This window comes from Micromonospora arida (assembly GCF_042873195.1).
GTDB classification, from domain to species: Bacteria; Actinomycetota; Actinomycetes; order Mycobacteriales; family Micromonosporaceae; genus Micromonospora; species Micromonospora arida.
The window spans coordinates 306,200-323,587 of the sequence record NZ_JBIALC010000007.1; the positions used below are offsets into that span (position 1 = coordinate 306,200).

Consider the following 17,388-nt stretch of genomic DNA (forward strand, 5'->3'; position numbering starts at 1 on the left):
CGAGTGGGTGACGCGGCTTACGCCGAGATCGACTGTCCCACCGGCCACCTTCCCGGCAGGATCGCGGACATGTCTGATCAGCCGAGCGCTGTCGCCCCACCAACCGGGGTCGAGCCGGACCTCGCCCACCACGGCGACGCGGAGGCCACAGCCGGCCTGATCGACCTCGCCGTCAACGTCCGTCGGGCGCGGCCTCCCGCCTGGCTGGCCGACCCGATCGCCGCGACCCTGACCGACCTGGCCCGGTATCCGGACCCGGCGCCGGCCCGGGCGGCCGTCGCCGCCCGACACCGCCGTCACCCGAACGAGGTGCTGCTCACCGCCGGCGCCGCCGAGGGCTTCGTGCTGATCGCCCAGGCGCTGCGCGGCGTGCACCGCCCCGTGGTGGTGCACCCCCAGTTCACCGAGCCGGAGGCGGCGCTGCGGGCCGCCGGACACCCGGTCGAGCGGGTGCTGCTCGACGCCGCCGACGACTTCCGGCTCGACCCGTCCCGGGTGCCCGCCGACGCCGACCTCGTGATGATCGGCAACCCGACGAACCCGACCTCGGTGCTGCACCCTGCCCAGACCGTGGCCGCGCTGGCCCGCCCCGGCCGGGTGCTGGTGGTCGACGAGGCGTTCGCGGACACCACCATTGCCACCGGGCACCCCGGCGAACCGGAGTCGCTGGCCGAACGCCGCGACCTGCCCGGCCTGCTCGTGGTGCGCAGCCTCACCAAGACGTGGGGCCTGGCCGGCCTGCGGATCGGCTACCTGCTCGGCGCCCCGGAGCTGCTGTCCCGGCTGGCCGCCGTCCAACCGCTCTGGGCCGTCTCCACGCCCGCGCTGGCGGCCGCGTCGGCCTGCGCCAGCGCCGTCGCGGTCCAGGCCGAACGCGCGATCGCCGCCGACCTCGCCGCCGACCGCGAGCACCTGGTCGCGCGCCTCACCGAACTGCCCGGTGTACGCGTCGTCGGCCGTCCCGCCAGTGCGTTCGTCCTGCTGCACCTGCCGGGCGCGACAGCGATCCGGGCCGCCCTGCGCGAGCGCGGCTGGGCGGTGCGCCGCGGCGACACGTTCCCCGGCCTCGGCCCGGACTGGCTGCGGGTGGCGGTACGCGACCGAAACACCACCGACGCGTTCATCGACGTGCTGCGCGAGACCATGGAGGCATGATGCTGGAGACCACGATCGCGGCAATCCGCGCGGCGGACGAAGCGGCCATGGCCGCCGCCCGGGAGCTGCAGGGCCGGCTGACCAAGCCGGCGGGATCGCTGGGCGCGCTGGAGGAACTTTCGGTACGCCTCGCCGGCCTGGCCGGAGTCTGCCCACCACCGCTGCCCGAGCCGGCCGCGGTGGCGATCTTCGCCGGCGACCACGGGGTGCACGCCCAGGGGGTCAGCCCATGGCCGCAGGAGGTCACCGCGCAGATGATCGGCAACTTCCTGGCCGGTGGAGCGGTGGTCAACGCGTTCGCCCGGCAGGCCGGCGCCTCGGTCACCGTTGTCGACGTCGGCGTGGCCACCCCGCTGCCCGCCGACCCAGCCGTGCTCGACCCGACGGCCCTCGACCCAGCCGTGCTCGCCCCGACGGCCCTCGATCCGGCTGTGCTCGACCCGACAGCCGCCGACCCGGCTGTGCTCGACCCGGCCGTGCCCCGACTGGTTGTCGCGTCCGTCCGCCGAGGCACCCGCGACCTCACCGTGACCGCCGCGCTGACCCGGGACGAGGCGCTGGCGGCGGTGCAGACCGGCATCCGGATCGCCGACGAGCTGATCGACGCCGGTGCCGGCATCCTGCTCACCGGGGACATGGGCATCGGCAACACCACCCCGGCCGCCGTGCTGATCGCCGCGTTCACCGGCGCCGACCCGCTCGACACCACCGGTCGGGGCACCGGGGTCGACGACCCGACGTACGCGCGCAAGGTGGCGGTGGTGCGGGCCGCGCTGGCCCGGCACACCCCCGACCCGGCCGACCCGCTGGGGGTGCTGGCCGCCGTCGGTGGTCTGGAGCACGCCGCCCTGGCCGGGCTGATCCTGGGGGCCGCAGCACGCCGCACGCCGGTGCTGCTGGACGGCGTGATCGCGGTCTCAGCCGCGCTCGCCGCCGCCGCGTTCGCCCCGGCGGCAGTCGGCGCCATGGTCGCCGGCCACCGCTCGGCCGAGCCCGGTGCCACAGTCGCGCTGCGCCACCTCGGCCTTGACCCGCTGATCGACCTGGGGTTGCGCCTCGGCGAGGGCACCGGCGCGCTGCTGGCTTTGCCCGTGGTCACCGGCGCGGTCCGGGTGCTGCACGAGGTGGCCACCTTCGACTCCGCCGGGGTGGCCGAGAAGTGAGCCCGTGCAGCGAACGAGCCGTCCGCGTCGGTGGTGCGGCGTGACCTCCAATCCGTACCCCCTGGGTCTGCGGCTGCACGGGCGGCGGGTGGTCGTGGTGGGTGGCGGTGCGGTCGCCACCCGGCGCGTACCCGCGCTGCTGGACGCCGGTGCGGACGTCCTGCTGGTGGCCCCGGAGCTGACCCCGGCCCTGCGCGCCCAGGCCGACGCGGGTCGGCTGCACTGGGTGCCGCGCCGGTTCGTGCCCGAGGACCTGGACGGCGCCTGGCTGGTCCAGGTCGCTGTCGACGACTCGATGGCGGCGGCCTCGGTGAGCGCCGTCGCCGCCGAGCGGCGGATCTTCTGCGTCCGGGCCGACGACCGGACGGCCGCCACCGCCTGGACCCCGGCGGTGACCCGGCACGGCCCGGTCACCGTGGCGGTGCTCGGCGGTGGCGACCCGCGTCGGGCGATGACCGTCCGCGACGCGATCCGCGACCTGCTCGCCGTCCGCCTGGCACCGGACGGGATCGCTGGCCGGCCCGACGCTGCGACTGGTGCGGCCGGCGGGCGGCAGGCCGGGCGGGTGGCGCTGGTCGGGGCGGGGCCGGGGGACCCGGAGCTGATCACCGTGAAGGGTTGGCGGCTGCTCACCGAGGCCGACGTGGTGGTCGCCGACCGGTTGGTGCCCGGGTTGCTCCTCGACGAGTTGCGTCCCGACGTGGAGCTGGTGGACGCCTCGAAGATCCCCTACGGCCCGTCCCGGGCCCAGGAGGAGATCAACCAGATCCTGGTCGACCGCGCGCTGGCGGGCGCCTTCGTGGTGCGGCTCAAGGGCGGTGACCCGTACGTCTTCGGTCGTGGCGGTGAGGAGCTGCTGGCCTGCGCTGCTGCCCGCGTGCCGGTGACCGTCGTGCCCGGGGTGACCAGCTCGATCGCCGCGCCGGCCGCAGCGGGCATCCCGGTCACCCACCGGGGGGTGGCGCACGAGTTCACTGTGGTCTCCGGGCACCTGGCACCCGACGCGCCGGCTTCGCTGGTGCGCTGGGACGCCCTCGCCGGTCTGCACGGCACCCTGGTGATCCTGATGGGGTTGAAGAACCTCGCCGCCATCACGGCCACCCTGATCGCCCACGGTCGGTCGCCGCAGACGCCGGCCGCAGTGGTCCAGGAGGCCACGACGGGCACCCAGCGGGTGCTGCGGTCCACGTTGGGCGAGGTCGCCGCCGATCTGTTGGCGGCCGAACTGCGCCCGCCCGCCGTGGTGGTGGTGGGCGACGTGGTGGACGCCCTCGACGGCTGACAGCCGGCCGAACGCGGCGGCGACTCGTCCGGCGGTGGACCCGGGTATCGGAGGGCACTGACACGGTAGATCTTGGACAGTTTCCGTTACGCGCTAACGGAAACTGTCCAAGATTGCCAGCTGCGGCGGTTGCCGGTGGCTGTCGACACAATGTCGACCATGCTCACCGTGAAGGCGCGACTGACGGGGCCAGAGCGTGCGCTCCGGCCCCGTCATACGAGCGGTCGAACTACTGCTTGAGCATGTTGTCCAGCAGCAGGGCACAGCGGATCAGACCGAGGTGGCTGTACGCCTGCGGGTGGTTGCCCAGGCCGCGCTCGGCGAGCGGGTCGTACTGCTCGGGGAGCAGACCGGTCGGGCCGGCGGTCAGCACCATCTGCGCGAACAGTTCCTCGGCGTCGGTGCGGCGGCCGGTGCGCAGGTACGCCTCGATCAGCCACGCCGTGCAGATGTGGAACCCGCCCTCACGGCCGGGCAGGCCGTCGTCCCAGTGGTAGCGGTAGACGACCGGGCCGCTGCGCAGGTCCGCCTCGATCCGCAGGACGGTGGACAGGAAGCGCGGGTCGTCGCCCGGGAGCAGGCCGGAGAGGCCGATCCAGAGCGATGAGGCGTCCATGTCCTCGTCCCCGTACGCGACGCTGTACGCCTCGACGTCGGAGTGCCAGCCGTGCTCCAGCACGTTGGCGCCGATCCGGTCGCGCAGGTCCTTCCACTCGGGCCGGTCCTCGCCGCCGTGCTCGCGCATCACGTGCAGCGCGCGGTCGACTGTCATCCAGCACATCACCTTGGAGAAGACGTGGTGCCGGGGTGGCAGCCGGGCCTCCCAGATACCGTGGTCGGGCTCGTGCCAGCGGCGGCGGACCGCCTCGACCATGTTCTCCAGGACCCGCCATTCGTCGTCGCGGACCGAGCCGCGAGCGTCGGCGACGGCCGCGATCAGGTCGGCGATCGGGCCGAAGACGTCCAGCTGCAACTGGTGGTTGGCGAGGTTGCCGACCCGGACCGGCCGGGAGCCGGCGTACCCGGGCAGCGTGTCGATGACCGCCTCGGCGCCCAGCTCGTAGCCGTCGATGGTGTAGAGCGGGTGCAGTCGCTCCGGGTGCCCGCCGGTGCGCTCGATGCAGCCGTCCACCCAGCGCAGCAGCGCCTCGGCCTCCTCGACGGAGCCCAGGTCGACGAGTGCGCGGGCGGTCAGCGCGGCGTCGCGCAGCCAGCAGTAGCGGTAGTCCCAGTTGCGGACGCCGCCCAGCTCCTCGGGGAGCGAGGTGGTCGCCGCGGCCAGGATCGAGCCGGTGGCCTCGTGGCAGAGCCCGCGCAGGGTGAGGGCGCTGCGCGCGACCAGGTCCCGGGCGGTGGACGGCAGCCGCAGCGAGGCCACCCAGTCCTTCCACGGCTGCTCGGCGGCGGCCTGCCGCTCGTGGATCGGCACCCGGTGGTGCTCCAGGCTGTGCGTGCCGAAGCGCAGCTCCAGCACGACCTGGCCACCGGCGGCGGAGAGGTCGACGATCGCCTTGGCGGTCTCGTAACCGCCGTCGTTGCCGACCTCCCACTCCACGCCGGGGGCGTAGAGCGCGACCGGTTCGTTGGAGCCGAGCACCAGCAGGCCGTCGCCGAGCGGCTGCAACTGCACGGCGACCTGGCCGAACTCGGGCCTCGGCGCGAACTCCACCTTGGCCTTGCCACTGCCGGTCAGCACCCGGACCAGTGTGGAGTCGCCGGTGATGACCGCCGGGCTGTCGTCCGGGGTGGTCTCCCGGGCCGGCTTGTCCAGCCAGTCGGTGACGGTGAGCCCGGACCAGCGGGTCTCCACGGTCATCGTGCCGGAGCGGTAGCGCTGGCCCAGCGGAATGCCGCCACGTTCCGGGGTGATGCTGAAGTGGCCGGCCGGGCTGCCACCGACCAGGTCGGCGAAGATCGCCGCCGAATCGGGCTTGGGGTGGCAGAGCCAGCTCACCTTGGCCTCGGGGGTGAGCAGAGCGACGGTACGACCGTTGCCCAGCATGGAGTGCCGTTCGATCGGCACCGCCCGCTCACCGAACAGCCAGTGCCGCCGGGTCTCCAACAGCAGCGCCAGCGCGCGGGCGGCCTCCAGTGGGTCGGCCACCCGGTAGCTGGCCTCGGTGTCGCCGGGGCCGATCTTGATGCCGAGGTCGGGACCGTGCAGGTGGGCGAACCCGTTCTCGTCGGTGACGTCGTCGCCGATGAACAGCACCGCGCTGGAGGCGAGCTGGGTCCGCAACTGGTCGAGTGCGGTGCCCTTGTGGGTGGCCACCACGGAGAGTTCGATGACCTCCTTGCCCTGGGTCACCGTGACGCCGTCGAAGGTGGCCGGACCGTTGAGGACCGCCTCGATGGCGGCGGCGGCGATCTGCGGGTCGACCCCACGGGTGTGCATCGCGACGCTCGCCGGCTTGCGTTCCATCCGGATGCCCGGGTGCTGGGCGGCGATCTCACGCAGCGCGTTGCGGACCTGGGTCCGCACGGCGACCAGCTCGGGGGAGAGCCGCTCGACGAAGCCGATGTCGAACTCGGAGCCGTGGCTGCCGACGAGGTGCACCTCGCTGGGCAGCCGCGAGAGCGCGGCCAGGTCGCGCAGCGCCCGACCGGAAACCACCGCCACGGTGGTCTGCGGCAGCGCGGCGAGCGCGCGGACGGCAGCCACCGACTCGGGCAGCGGGACGGCAGTGCTCGGGTCCTCCACGATCGGCGCCAGCGTGCCGTCGTAGTCGCAGGCGACCAGGAGTTGGGGGACCCGGGCGATCCGGCCGATGGCGGAACGCAACTCAGGGTCCATGACCCCGGTGGCGGTTGCCGCCCCATCGTTGACGGACGTGTTCACTCGGCCTCCGCCTCGGGAACTCCGAGCTCAGAGAGGAAAGACTTGGCCCAGTGGCCCACGTCGTGGGTACGCAGGTGACGTTGCATTGTCCGCATCCGGCGGCGTGCCTCGGTTTTCTCCACGTGCACTGCCCGGAGGAGGGCGTCCTTGACCGCGTCCGGGTCGTGCGGGTTACACAAAAATGCCTGGCGAAGCTCGGTGGCGGCGCCGGCGAACTCGCTGAGCACGAGCGCGCCACCTTGGTCGGCACGTGATGCTACGTATTCCTTCGCCACGAGGTTCATTCCGTCTCGCAGCGGGGTCACCATCATCACGTCGGCAGCAACGTACATCGCCGCCAGCTCACTGCGACTGTACGACTGATGGAGGTAATGGACCGCCGGCACGCCGACCCTGCCGAACTCGCCGTTGATCCGACCGACCTCGCGCTCCACCTTCACCCGTAGTGCCTGGTAGTGCTCCACGCGCTCGCGGCTGGGTGTGGCGACCTGAACCATGACCGCGTCGGGAACTGTCAACTTTCCGTCAGCCAGCAGTTCCCGGAAGGCCTTGAGCCGCAACTCGATGCCCTTGGTGTAATCCAGCCGGTCCACGCCCAGAATTATCGTCTTCGGGTCGCCCAACTCGGCGCGAATCTGCTTGGCCCGGGCCTGGATCGCCGGATCGGCGGCCATCCGCTCCATCTCCTGGGTGTCGATCGAGATGGGGAAGGCGCCCGCCTTCACCTGCCGACCGTCAACCTGGATCATCTGCCCCTCGTAGCGCAGCCCGAGCAGGTGCCGGGCCAGCCGGACGAAGTTCTGCGCGGCCAGCCGCTGCTGGAAACCGACCAGGTCGGCGCCGAGCAGACCGCGCAGGATCTCGGTACGGAACGGCATCTGCATGAACAGCTCGATCGGCGGGAACGGGATGTGCAGGAAGAACCCGATCCGCAGGTCCGGGCGGAGCTCACGGAGCATCGCCGGTACCAACTGGAGCTGGTAGTCCTGCACCCAGACCGTCGCGCCCTCGGCCGCCACGTCGGCTGCGGCCTCCGCGAACCGGGCGTTGACCAGGCGGTACGCCTCCCGCCACCGGCGCTTGTAGGCCGGCGTCTCCACCGCGTCGTGGTAGAGCGGCCAGATCGTCGCGTTGGACTGGCCCTCGTAGTAGCGCTCCAACTCCTCGGCGCTGAGCGGGACCGGGTGCAGCCGGATCCCCTCCAGGTCGAACGGCTCGGGGGCCGCGCCGGTGCCACCGGCCCAGCCGACCCAGGTGCCCTTGTGTTCGGCGAGTACGGGATGCAGCGCGGTGACCAGCCCGCCAGGGCTACGTCGCCACTGCCGGCCCTCGGGTGTGCTCACCTCGTCGACCGGCAGACGGTTCGCCACTACGACAAAGGAGCTACGGACGGTCACGATCGGCCACCTCCGGGTACTGACGGGTCCACCGCGATGAGCGTACTGAGCGTAGCTGCGGCGTCTTGTGCCCCGTGCCGGAGTCTCCTACCCGCCTCGGTGCGACCGAATCCTAGAGGTGATCTTGTCGACAGCCCGCAGGTCAGAGGTCGATGATCGGCCATTCCTTCGGCAGCACCTCGCCGAGCAACTCCCGCCGATCCGTCATGATCGGTGTAATCGCCCGAGCGGCCTCCATCGCAGCCTGGGCCAGGTCCATCCCGCCGAGGGTTCGTGACCAGCCGCCGAGAATGGCGCACATGTCGTGCTCGACGGGCGTGACCATGACCTGCTCCAGGTCGCCGACGATGTCGAGCAGTGGCCAGCCGTCGCTGGCCACCTGGCGGTACGCGGCTGCGAGGCAGAGTGCGGGGACGATCACGCCCTGCCCCTTGTCCGCGACTTTCGCGATCTGCTCCCCGACCGCCTCCATGCCTTCCGAGTACGCGAGGAGGCAGCCCGTGTCGAGGACGAGGCCGGCATCAGTCACGAATGGTCATCCGTCCGCGAGAAGCCTCCCCCAGCAGGGCAGCTGCCTTGGATCGCAGTTCCGGGGTGATCTTCGCGTGAGCCTCGTCAAGCTTCCTGCCCGCCTCGGCGAGGCCTTCGTCCGTGAGTTGGAAGCCCACCTGTCGCAGCGCCCGCCGCGTCCGTTCGCCAGCCATCCGCTGACGAACGGAGTCGGTGATGAAGGCGGAGACATTGGATTCCTCGGCCAGCCGCTCCGCCACGTCATCCGGCACGCTGATGGCGATCTTCTTGGTCATACCGGGAACGCTATCGGGTGATACCGCGGTCGGCAAAGAGGCGCGCCCGCGTACTCCTGGGGCGGGGTGATGTGGGCGAAGCGCGCCGTACCTGTCAGGATTGACGATGGCGTGCGCGCGGCCGGCTCCCGGCCGGCGGCGGCGGGCGGTCCTCGCAGCCCGCGCCGCGCCGCCGATCAGCGACAGCAACCGACGGAGGTAGCCCGCACCGTGGCCCAGTACATCTACGTCCTGGAAAAGGCGCGCAAGGCGCACGGCGACAAGGTCGTGCTCGACAACGTCACGTTGAGCTTCCTGCCGGGAGCCAAGATCGGTGTGCTCGGTCCGAACGGCGCCGGTAAGTCCAGCCTCCTCAAGATCATGGCAGGGCTGGACAAGCCGAGCAACGGCGAGGCCCGACTCATGCCCGGCTACACCGTCGGCATGCTCGCCCAGGAGCCCCCGCTCAACGAGGCCAAGACAGTGCTCGGCAACGTCGAGGAGGCGGTCGCCGAGACCAAGGCCAAGCTGGAGCGGTTCAACAAGATCGCCGAGCAGATGGCCACCGACTACTCCGACGAGCTGATGGAGGAGATGGGCAAGCTCCAGGAGGAGCTTGACCACCTCGACGCCTGGGACGTCGACTCCAAGCTCGAGCTGGCCATGGACGCGCTGCGCTGCCCGCCGCCGGACGCCGACGTGACCCAGCTCTCCGGTGGTGAGCGCCGTCGGGTAGCGCTCTGCAAGCTGCTGCTGGAGGCACCCGACCTGCTGCTGCTCGACGAGCCCACCAACCACCTGGACGCGGAGAGCGTCTCCTGGCTGGAGCAGCACCTGGCGAAGTACGCCGGCACCGTCATGGCGATCACCCACGACCGGTACTTCCTCGACAACGTGGCCAACTGGATCCTTGAGCTGGACCGTGGCCGGACCTACCCGTACGAGGGCAACTACTCCACCTACCTGGAGAAGAAGGCCGCCCGGCTGGCCGTCGAGGGTCGCCGCGACGCCAAGATGAAGAAGCGCCTCACCGAGGAGCTGGAGTGGGTCCGCTCCAACGCCAAGGCCCGGCAGACCAAGTCGAAGGCACGCCTCGACCGGTACGACGAGATGGCCACCGAGGCGGAGAAGACCCGCAAGCTGGACTTCGAGGAAATCCAGATCCCGCCGGGCCCGCGCCTGGGCAGCACGGTGATCGAGGCGAACAACCTCAGCAAGGGCTTCGGCGACCGGCTGCTGATCGACAACCTGTCGTTCTCGCTGCCGCGCAACGGCATCGTCGGCATCATCGGCCCCAACGGTGTCGGCAAGACCACGCTGTTCAAGACCATCGTCGGACTGGAGGAGCCGACCGGCGGCGAGGTCCGGGTCGGCCCCACCGTCTCGCTGTCGTACGTCGACCAGAACCGTGAGGGCCTCAACGGCGACAAGACCGTCTGGGAGGTCGTCTCCGACGGGCTGGACTACCTGATGGTGGGCAAGGTCGAGATGCCGTCGCGGGCGTACATCGCCGCGTTCGGCTTCAAGGGCCCGGACCAGCAGAAGCCGACGAAGGTGCTCTCCGGCGGCGAGCGCAACCGGCTCAACCTGGCGCTGACCCTGAAGATCGGCGGCAACGTCATCCTGCTCGACGAGCCGACGAACGACCTGGACGTGGAAACGCTGTCCAGCCTGGAGAACGCGCTGCTGGAGTTCCCCGGCTGCGCCGTGGTCATCTCGCACGACCGGATGTTCCTGGACCGCGTCGCCACGCACATCCTGGCCTGGGAGGGCGACGACCAGGACCCGTCCAAGTGGTTCTGGTTCGAGGGCAACTTCGAGGCGTACGAGAAGAACAAGATCGACCGCCTCGGCGCGGAGGCTGCTCGGCCGCACCGGGTGACCTACCGCAAGCTGACCCGCGACTGACCGGCCGAGAAGGTGTCTGACCGCTTCGTCTACCACTGCACCCTGCGCTGGTCCGACCTGGACGCGTACGGCCACGTCAACAACTCGCGCTTCCTCACCCTGTACGAGGAGGCGCGGGTGGCGTTGATGTTCGCCGGCGGCCGGGCCTGGGGCGTCGGCTCGTTCGCCGACGGGGTGGTGATCCGCCGGCACGAGGTCGACTACCTGCGCCCGGTCGACTACGCGCTCGGCCGGGCCACCGCGGAGGCGGCACCCACAGTGCGGATCGAGCTGTGGGTGGAGGAGATCCGGGCCTCCCGGTTCACAGTCGCCTACGAGCTGTACGACGGCGAGGTGCTGGCCAGCCGGGCCCGTTCGGTGCTGGTGCCGTTCGACCTGACCCGCCAGGTGCCCCGGCGGATCACCACCGAGGAACGGGACTTCCTGCTCACGTACGCGCCGCAGGGCGGCACGGCGTGACCCGGCCGGGCACCGCCGAGCCGGGCCGGACGGCGGCGTCCACCCACGGTGTCGCCGGGGTGGCGGACGCGGGCGCCTTCCTGGCCCGGCTGGTCCGGTTGGATCCGGTCGCGCCGGTCCGGCTGCGGCCGGCCGGCGCACCGGGCCGGGTCGCCCTGTGGGCCCGGCTGCCGTGGCAGGTCCTGGTGGTCCGCACGGTTGCCGGTGGGCCGGCCGACGGCGTCGCGGAGGACGTCACTGTGGCAGCCGCGGAGCTGCTCGCCGAGCTGGAGCGGGGCGGCGAGACCCTGCCGACCCGCCGGGACGCCCAGTGGCGGTGGCCGCTGCCGCCGACGCGGAGCGACCAGGTGGAGGCGCTGCCCGTTGCCGAGTTGCGACGGATCGCCGACGCGGCGGCGGGCACCCTGCGGACGGCGAGCGAGCAGGGTGTGGCCGGCCGTGCCGTGGGCCAGCGGGCCCTGCGTGACGCGTTGCTCGACCACGTGGCGGTGCTGATCACCCCGGACGGGACGCCCGCCGCGCCGGTCGAGGTGCCGCAGCGGCTGGTGCAGGGGGTGGTCCGGATGGGCTTCCTCGGCGCCGCCCACGGCTCGGCGGCCGGCGAGGGCGGGGACGCCGTTCAGGTGCGGGTGGCCGGTCGTTGGGTCGGCCTGGTGGGACCGCACGGAGCGGCTTGGTTGCAGAAGGCCACGGATCTTGCCGTGACACCCCTGAGCGCTCGTCCGAACGGATGATCCCGGATCATTCTTCTGGTCAGGGGCGGTCGTTGGGGGGGTGCTTCAACCCGGCTGTCCGGGTACCGTCCATCCTCGGATCCAACGCACCGTAGGCGACTGGATCCGCTGGGGAGTGAGGTGCGCGAGCGATGCCGTGGTGGTCATGGCGCCCCGGTCCCGCCGACGGCGGCGGCGATCCGGAAGCCCGAAGCGGGATCACAGTCGATAGCGCGGTCCGGATCGGGCCGCCCAGCCCTCGCCAGCCGGGGGACGACTGCCCGTCCAACGAGCGGCCCGTGCTGACCGAGATGCCCGCCACCGTCGAGCCGGTGAGTCTGCGCCGGGTCTGTGACGCGCTCGATCTGCTCGACGTGCGTTACCTGGCCGACGGCGACGGCAACCTGCTGGCGATGTGGGAGCGGCACGCGGTGCTGGTCACCCTCGAAGGGCCGGAGGACGAGATCCTGGTCATGCGGGCACGTCCGCACGCCACGGTCCCGCCGGACTGGGCCGACCGGGCGTACCGGGTGGTCAACGAGTGGAACCACACCCGCCGGTTCTGCAAGGCGTACATCGGTGACCCGACCGAGCGCGGTCAGCTACCGATCTACGCCGAGCTTCAGGTGCCCCTGGGTGCCGGCACCCACGACGCGCTCCTGGTCGAGATGCTCGACTGCGGCGCGGCGGTTGCCACCAGCTTCGTGGACTGGCTGCACGACGAGGGCGCGCTGCTCTGACGCCGCTCCGGGTGGGGTGGGTCAGCCGCCGTTGGCCGGGTCGTCCTCGACGTTGACCATGAAGTACGCGGCCCGCTCCAGGTAGTCCCAGAGGGTGCCGGCGATCTCCGGCTCAAGGTCGAGCCGGTCCACGGCACGGCGCATGTTCCGCAGCCAGGCGTCCCGTTCGGCCGCGCCGATCCGGAACGGCGCGTGGCGCATCCGCAGCCGTGGGTGCCCGCGCTGAGCGGAGTACGTGTTCGGCCCGCCCCAGTACTGCATCAGGAACAGGGTCATCCGGTCCGCGGCCGGGCCCAGGTCCTCCTCCGGGTACATGGGTCGCAGCAGGGGGTCGGTGGCGACGCCGGCGTAGAACTCGTCGACCAGCTTGCGGAAGGTGGGTTCGCCGCCGACCGCTTCGAAGAGGGTCATCGACGCACCGGGACGGTCGGATTCACCTGCGGAAGTCACCGTTCCATCCTGCCAGGTGCGTCCGGTGCCGACCCGACCCGCACGGCGTGCGTCGGATCACGCCGGGTCGACAACCCCGAATATGGGGCACCCGGCCCGCACGGGTGGAGGTCGGTTCGACGGTCAGGTGACCGCGTGCCGGCGGTGGCCGTCACCGGTATGTGGGTCGGACGTGCCTTCCACCGGGCGGTCGCTGGCCGGGCCGCCGGGCCCGGAGGGCGGCGGAGCGGCGTTGGCCAACGCGGCGGCGGTGATCGCGTCGTCCACCGTCTGCCGGTCCGGCCACCGCAGCGTGGCCACCGCCATCAGCACCACCCCGGCCGCGCTCCAGACCCCCACCACGATCGGAATGGGGAACCGTTCGGCGAGCATCCCGGTGACCAGCACCGCGAGGCCCTGGATGACCTGTATGCCGGTGGCCATCACCCCGAAGGCGCGGGCTCGGAAGCCGTTGGGCAGCGCCTGGATGAACAACCCGTTGGCCATCGGCATCATGCCGGCGACTGCGAACCCGCAGAGAGCGGCGAGCAGCGCGACCACCAGCGGCGGGGGGTCGAGTAGCACCGGTACGAGCACCAACGGGGCGAGCACCGCGAGCGGCCGCATCAGCCTCAGTCGGCGAGCCGGCCCGAACAGGCGACTCACCAGCAACCCACCGAGGATGAAGCCGATCGGGTTGGCCACCATGATCGCCGCTTGTGCGGTGCCTGCGCTCACCGCGCCACGGCTCTCGTCGTGGGCCCAGGCTGCGGCCAGACCCTCGGGAACGATCGAGAAGAGCATCGAACTGAACACCAGCACCGCGATGGCCCGCAGCACCGGTGTGCGGAACACGATGCCGAACCCCTGGCGAGTCTCCTGCAGCAGGTGGCTGCGGTGCTCCGGGTTGATGACCGCCGGGCGGTGGCGCACACCGAGGCGAACCAGCAGCGCCGAGAGACCGAACGTGGCCGCGTTGAACAGCAGCGCCGCCTCCGGGTCGATGGCGGCGACAGCGGCGCCGAAGACGTACCCCACGACCTGGGCGGCCTGCCCGACGCTGCTGTTCAGCGACAGCCCCAGCACCAGTCGGTCCCCGGTGAGCAACTGCGGGATCAGCGCGGACTTCGCCGCCTGGCTCGGCGGGTTGGCCAGCGTGGCGGCGAAGATGAGCACCAGCACCGCCTGGTACGGCAGGGCCGGAATGGCGATGAGCAGCATCAGCGCCATCCGGATGATGTCGCACGCCACCATCACCCGTCGGAACGGGTACCGCTCCGCGAGTGCGGCGAGCACGGGACCGCCGAGCAACCAGGGCAGGAAGCTGACCGCGAAGGCGGTCGCCGAGAGCGCGACGGACCGGGTCTGCTGATAGACGAGCAGGGTGACGGCGGCCTTCGCGACGTAGTCGCCGACCCAGGAAAGAGCGCCGGCCACGAACACGGCCCGGAACTCGTGCTGGCCGAAGACTTCGCGAAATGTGGCGGGGCCTTCCGCGGAAGGTCGCTCGTCAGGCACCGTCGCCTCCATCGGCCCCGGCTCGGCCGCTCGTGGCAGCCCGGCCGGAAGCGCTCGTCAGATCTACGGATCAGCGAGGATGTGATCACGCTTTGGTGTGAACGCGTGCTCCGGATTCTGCCCGATCGTCTGACAACTAGCTAGGTCGAACGGGTCGTTCGTCGCCTCCCCGACTGAACGAACGGACGATACCCGAGGGGCCGCCCGGCTCGCGACCCCTGAATTGCCGGACAATGTCGGCGGTTTCAGGTGGCGCCGCCCTGACCGGTCTCACCCTCGGGCAACGGCCGGGTCGACAGACCGGGATAGATGCGGGCCGCAGCGATCTGCGCGGTGATCCCCGAATTCTCCAGCGCCTCGGCGAGACGTCGACGCAGTTCCCGGCCCACCGCGAACTGCCCGTCCGCGGTGGTCTTCACCACGGTGCGGATGACCGCGCCGTCCACCGTCACCTGCTCGACACCCAGCACCTCGGGCGCCTCCACGATCTCGGGTGACAGCTCCGGGTCCATGGCGATCGAGGCGGCAGCGGTCCGTAGCACCGCCGTGGCCTCCTCGGTGCTGTTGAAACCGATGGGCAGGTCCACCACCACGAGGGCCCAACCCTGGCTCTTGTTGCCCACCCGGATGATCTCGCCGTTGCGGATGTACCAGAGCACACCGCGGCCGTCGCGCACCGTGGTGACCCGCAGGCCGACCGACTCGACCACGCCCATCGCCTCGCCCAGGTCGACGTTGTCACCCACGCCGTACTGGTCCTCGATCAGCATGAAGAGGCCGGCGATCAGGTCCTTCACCAGGCTCTGCGCGCCGAAGCCCAGCGCGACGCCGGCGATCCCCGCGCTGGCCAGCAGCGGAGCCAGGTCGAAGCTGAACTCCCGCAGGATCATCAGCAGCGCGATGCCGAAGACGAACGCGGTGGTCAGGCTGCGCAGCACCGACCCGATCGCCTCGGCCCGCTGCCTCCGTCGCTCGGGCACGAACTCGGCCGGGTCGACCGCGGCGGTGGGCACCCGCTCGCGCAGCGGCCGCAGCATCGTCGGCACCGCACCGTCGGTGGTCGTCCGAACCAACCGGTTGATCGTCCGGTGCAGCGCCCAGCGGGCCACCATCGCCAGTGCCAGGATCAGCAGCACCCGAAGCGGTTTGAGTAGGATCCAGTAGCTTCCCTCGGCGAACCAGGCCGACCCGGTGATCCGGTAGATCCACTCGCAGGAGGTGCTGCCCTGGCAGCTCACCGAGACGGCGTCGGACAGGGCTAGGGGCGTCACACTGGCGGCACTCACCCTGTCTTCGTACCGCAAGGGGCCCGAGCGCCCACCGCCGACCCACCGGCCGGTGACCCGCTGCCGAGGGCAGGACGCTCACCCTCTCCGGGGCAACGCGGCGCGTAGCCGTTCGTACTCGGCCTGACTACCGATCGCCGCCCGGTGTTCGGGGTGGGCGACGTAGTGCCCGATGACCGCAGCGAGGAAGCCCGCGTCGACGATGTCGGTCCGCAACGCCCCCCGGCTCGGCGGAATGCCGTACCGCCGAACCAGCCGGGGTTCCGTGATCCTCATCGGGAGCCACGGACGGCGGTTGCCAGCCGGGGGGATCTGCGGGGCCAGCAGGGCCTCCCACGGCACGGTGAGCGAGCCCAGCGCCCAGGTCTGCCGTACCCCGGACGGGTGCAGCCGCACACCATGACCCCGCCACGCCCACGCCACCACCAGCGCGGCCAGGACCATCCAGAGGACATCGAAGACCAGGTCGAACGTCGACAGCGTGCCCTCTCTGGTCGAGCGCACCAGTGCGTTGATGCGAGTGGACACGGGCCCGAGGTAGCCCACTGCGAAGAACACCGTCCAGGCGGGCCCTGGTGTGGCGAACGCCGGGATCTGTGGCTGCACCAGGAAGTAGGCCGGGCGGACCCCCATGACGACGATCGCCAGGACCAGGGCCGCCAGGGAACTGAGGATCAACAGGCGCTGCCCCACGACGGACGCGGGCTCCGGGGCTGCGGCGTTCACGCCGACCAGGAGGAGCCCAAGTGTCAGGGCGACGTGCCGGTGGCGCACGGTGGCTGCGGCAAGCTTGTCGATCATGCGCTGACCATAGGTGCCGATGGCTGCTGGGCCTGCTGGCCGATCGGTCGAGGCTGAGCACCGAAGCGTCGTAACCGAGGTGGCTGGTGAGACCGGGGTCGATCCGGCGCCCGGCGCAGGTCCGGTACCGGTGAGACCGGCGGTGGGGGTGTCACCGGCCAGCGTCCGCCCAGGCCGGAGCAGTTGTCCGTCCCGGCGTGGGTGATCCGCTTACCAGAAGAGAGATTAGTACGTGCAATCCGGGGTCCGATCAGGGACTATTGGCGCAACGGACGTCGGTGATCGGCCCGGCGCCGACCGTGTGGGCCCTTGTGCCCGGCCCCGGTCGGCGGCGGTCCCCAGCAGCCGCTGAACCGGGAGGGTGAGCGCGATGCCTGACATACGACCCACGGTGGGCTCCGGCGCGTTGGTCCTCAACGCCACCTACGAGCCGCTGTGTGTCGTGTCGGTGCGTCGCGCCGCTATCCTCGTCCTCTCCGCCAAGGCGGTCTGCGTCGCCGACGGTGACGGCATCCTGCACAGCGCCCGGGACGCGCTCCCGGTGCCATCCGTGGTCCGGCTGACGCGCTTCGTCCGGGTGCCGTACCGAACGCATGTCGGGCTGTCCCGCCGGGCGATCTTCGCCCGGGACGGGTGGCGGTGCGCCTACTGCCGGGGCCCGGCCGAGACCATCGACCACGTCTTTCCGCGCAGCCGCGGTGGCCGGCACGCCTGGGAGAACGTGGTCGCCGCATGTGCCCGGTGCAACCACACCAAGGGCGACAAGACCCCGGCCGAGATGGGATGGCGGTTGCACGCGTTGCCGGCCCCGCCGAAGGGCACCGCCTGGCGGGTGCTGGGCCACCGCGCCCCCGACCCCCGCTGGGCCGACTGGCTGGACCTGCGGGAGCCCGAGGCAGCCGCCTGACCACGT

The 17,388-nt window shown here is 71.5% G+C and carries 16 protein-coding genes; 8 read left to right on the forward strand and 8 right to left on the reverse strand.

Translation table 11 applies throughout. From position 1 onward, the window contains the following. Positions 1-69: 69 nt before the first annotated feature. Genes cobC through cobA form a run of 3 tightly spaced genes read left to right on the forward strand, consistent with a single transcriptional unit; the run spans position 70 to position 3,600 of the window. Positions 70-1,155, forward strand: a complete 1,086-nt coding sequence (gene cobC, locus ACFYP0_RS22290) for an Rv2231c family pyridoxal phosphate-dependent protein CobC (RefSeq protein WP_386997437.1) — start codon at positions 70-72, stop codon at positions 1,153-1,155. Next, complete coding sequence (locus tag ACFYP0_RS22295; RefSeq protein WP_386997477.1) at positions 1,155-2,318, forward strand: nicotinate-nucleotide--dimethylbenzimidazole phosphoribosyltransferase; 1,164 nt, start codon at positions 1,155-1,157, stop codon at positions 2,316-2,318. The genes cobC and ACFYP0_RS22295 overlap by 1 nt, the downstream gene beginning before the upstream one ends. Positions 2,319-2,358: 40 nt before the next feature. Beyond that, positions 2,359-3,600 (forward strand): uroporphyrinogen-III C-methyltransferase, encoded by a 1,242-nt coding sequence (gene cobA, locus ACFYP0_RS22300; RefSeq protein ID WP_355501024.1) that lies wholly within the window; start codon positions 2,359-2,361, stop codon positions 3,598-3,600. A 229-nt stretch (positions 3,601-3,829) separates the two neighbouring features. On the opposite strand, the gene otsB is transcribed toward cobA, so the two are convergent. The 4 genes from otsB to ACFYP0_RS22320 all read right to left on the reverse strand — a co-directional run bounded on the left by otsB (position 3,830) and on the right by ACFYP0_RS22320 (position 8,642). Next, positions 3,830-6,394, reverse strand: a complete 2,565-nt coding sequence (gene otsB / locus ACFYP0_RS22305; protein WP_386997479.1) for a trehalose-phosphatase — start codon at positions 6,392-6,394, stop codon at positions 3,830-3,832. 41 nt (positions 6,395-6,435) lie between these two features. Next, positions 6,436-7,836 carry an alpha,alpha-trehalose-phosphate synthase (UDP-forming) gene (locus ACFYP0_RS22310; protein WP_030333449.1) on the reverse strand — a complete coding sequence of 467 codons (1,401 nt, stop codon included), beginning with the start codon at positions 7,834-7,836 and terminating at the stop codon, positions 6,436-6,438. A gap of 142 nt (positions 7,837-7,978) precedes the next feature. Continuing rightward, complete coding sequence (locus ACFYP0_RS22315; RefSeq protein ID WP_386997439.1) at positions 7,979-8,365, reverse strand: hypothetical protein; 387 nt, start codon at positions 8,363-8,365, stop codon at positions 7,979-7,981. Beyond that, positions 8,358-8,642 carry a hypothetical protein gene (locus ACFYP0_RS22320; protein ID WP_386997442.1) on the reverse strand — a complete coding sequence of 95 codons (285 nt, stop codon included), beginning with the start codon at positions 8,640-8,642 and terminating at the stop codon, positions 8,358-8,360. Before ACFYP0_RS22320 ends, ACFYP0_RS22315 begins: the two co-directional genes overlap by 8 nt. Before the next feature lie 210 nt (positions 8,643-8,852). Between ACFYP0_RS22320 and ettA the strand changes: the two genes are divergently transcribed. The 4 genes from ettA to ACFYP0_RS22340 all read left to right on the forward strand — a co-directional run bounded on the left by ettA (position 8,853) and on the right by ACFYP0_RS22340 (position 12,441). Beyond that, positions 8,853-10,529, forward strand: a complete 1,677-nt coding sequence (gene ettA, locus ACFYP0_RS22325) for an energy-dependent translational throttle protein EttA (RefSeq protein WP_124859713.1) — start codon at positions 8,853-8,855, stop codon at positions 10,527-10,529. Positions 10,530-10,541: 12 nt separating this feature from the next. Next, positions 10,542-10,988: an acyl-CoA thioesterase gene (locus tag ACFYP0_RS22330; RefSeq protein ID WP_386997444.1), complete on the forward strand. Its 447-nt coding sequence runs from the start codon at positions 10,542-10,544 to the stop codon at positions 10,986-10,988. Beyond that, on the forward strand, positions 10,985-11,722 hold the full coding sequence (locus tag ACFYP0_RS22335; RefSeq protein ID WP_386997446.1) for a hypothetical protein: 738 nt from the start codon (positions 10,985-10,987) through the stop codon (positions 11,720-11,722). Before ACFYP0_RS22330 ends, ACFYP0_RS22335 begins: the two co-directional genes overlap by 4 nt. Before the next feature lie 131 nt (positions 11,723-11,853). Continuing rightward, on the forward strand, positions 11,854-12,441 hold the full coding sequence (locus ACFYP0_RS22340; protein WP_124859709.1) for a type III secretion system chaperone family protein: 588 nt from the start codon (positions 11,854-11,856) through the stop codon (positions 12,439-12,441). Between the two features lie 21 nt (positions 12,442-12,462). On the opposite strand, the gene ACFYP0_RS22345 is transcribed toward ACFYP0_RS22340, so the two are convergent. The 4 genes from ACFYP0_RS22345 to ACFYP0_RS22360 form a co-directional block, all read right to left on the reverse strand. Further along, the gene (locus ACFYP0_RS22345) at positions 12,463-12,891 is read right to left on the reverse strand and encodes a globin (protein WP_124859707.1); all 429 of its coding nucleotides are present in this window, start codon (positions 12,889-12,891) and stop codon (positions 12,463-12,465) included. 123 nt (positions 12,892-13,014) lie between these two features. Beyond that, a complete protein-coding gene (locus ACFYP0_RS22350) occupies positions 13,015-14,400 on the reverse strand; it encodes an MFS transporter (RefSeq protein WP_124859705.1) in 1,386 nt (461 codons plus the stop codon). 233 nt (positions 14,401-14,633) lie between these two features. Further along, positions 14,634-15,692 carry a mechanosensitive ion channel family protein gene (locus tag ACFYP0_RS22355; RefSeq protein ID WP_386997449.1) on the reverse strand — a complete coding sequence of 353 codons (1,059 nt, stop codon included), beginning with the start codon at positions 15,690-15,692 and terminating at the stop codon, positions 14,634-14,636. Positions 15,693-15,752: 60 nt separating this feature from the next. Beyond that, positions 15,753-16,475, reverse strand: coding sequence for a hypothetical protein (locus tag ACFYP0_RS22360; protein WP_355501045.1), 723 nt, complete (start codon positions 16,473-16,475; stop codon positions 15,753-15,755). Positions 16,476-16,845: 370 nt separating this feature from the next. Here ACFYP0_RS22360 and ACFYP0_RS22365 point away from each other — a divergent pair, with 370 nt between their 5' ends. Then, on the forward strand, positions 16,846-17,382 hold the full coding sequence (locus tag ACFYP0_RS22365) for an HNH endonuclease (RefSeq protein WP_030488239.1): 537 nt from the start codon (positions 16,846-16,848) through the stop codon (positions 17,380-17,382). The last annotated feature ends 6 nt before the right edge of the window (positions 17,383-17,388 follow it).

Bases quoted from the DNA above. Each gene is read 5' to 3' on its own strand.
- ACFYP0_RS22295 (WP_386997477.1), top strand. From the start codon at position 1,155: ATGCTGGAGACCACGATCGCGGCAATCCGCGCGGCGGACGAAGCGGCC.
- ACFYP0_RS22320 (WP_386997442.1), bottom strand. From the start codon at position 8,642: ATGACCAAGAAGATCGCCATCAGCGTGCCGGATGACGTGGCGGAGCGG.
- ACFYP0_RS22350 (WP_124859705.1), bottom strand. From the start codon at position 14,400: ATGGAGGCGACGGTGCCTGACGAGCGACCTTCCGCGGAAGGCCCCGCC.
- ACFYP0_RS22340 (WP_124859709.1), top strand. From the start codon at position 11,854: ATGCCGTGGTGGTCATGGCGCCCCGGTCCCGCCGACGGCGGCGGCGAT.
- ACFYP0_RS22365 (WP_030488239.1), top strand. From the start codon at position 16,846: ATGCCTGACATACGACCCACGGTGGGCTCCGGCGCGTTGGTCCTCAAC.
- cobC (WP_386997437.1), top strand. From the start codon at position 70: ATGTCTGATCAGCCGAGCGCTGTCGCCCCACCAACCGGGGTCGAGCCG.
- otsB (WP_386997479.1), bottom strand. From the start codon at position 6,394: ATGGACCCTGAGTTGCGTTCCGCCATCGGCCGGATCGCCCGGGTCCCC.
- ACFYP0_RS22360 (WP_355501045.1), bottom strand. From the start codon at position 16,475: ATGATCGACAAGCTTGCCGCAGCCACCGTGCGCCACCGGCACGTCGCC.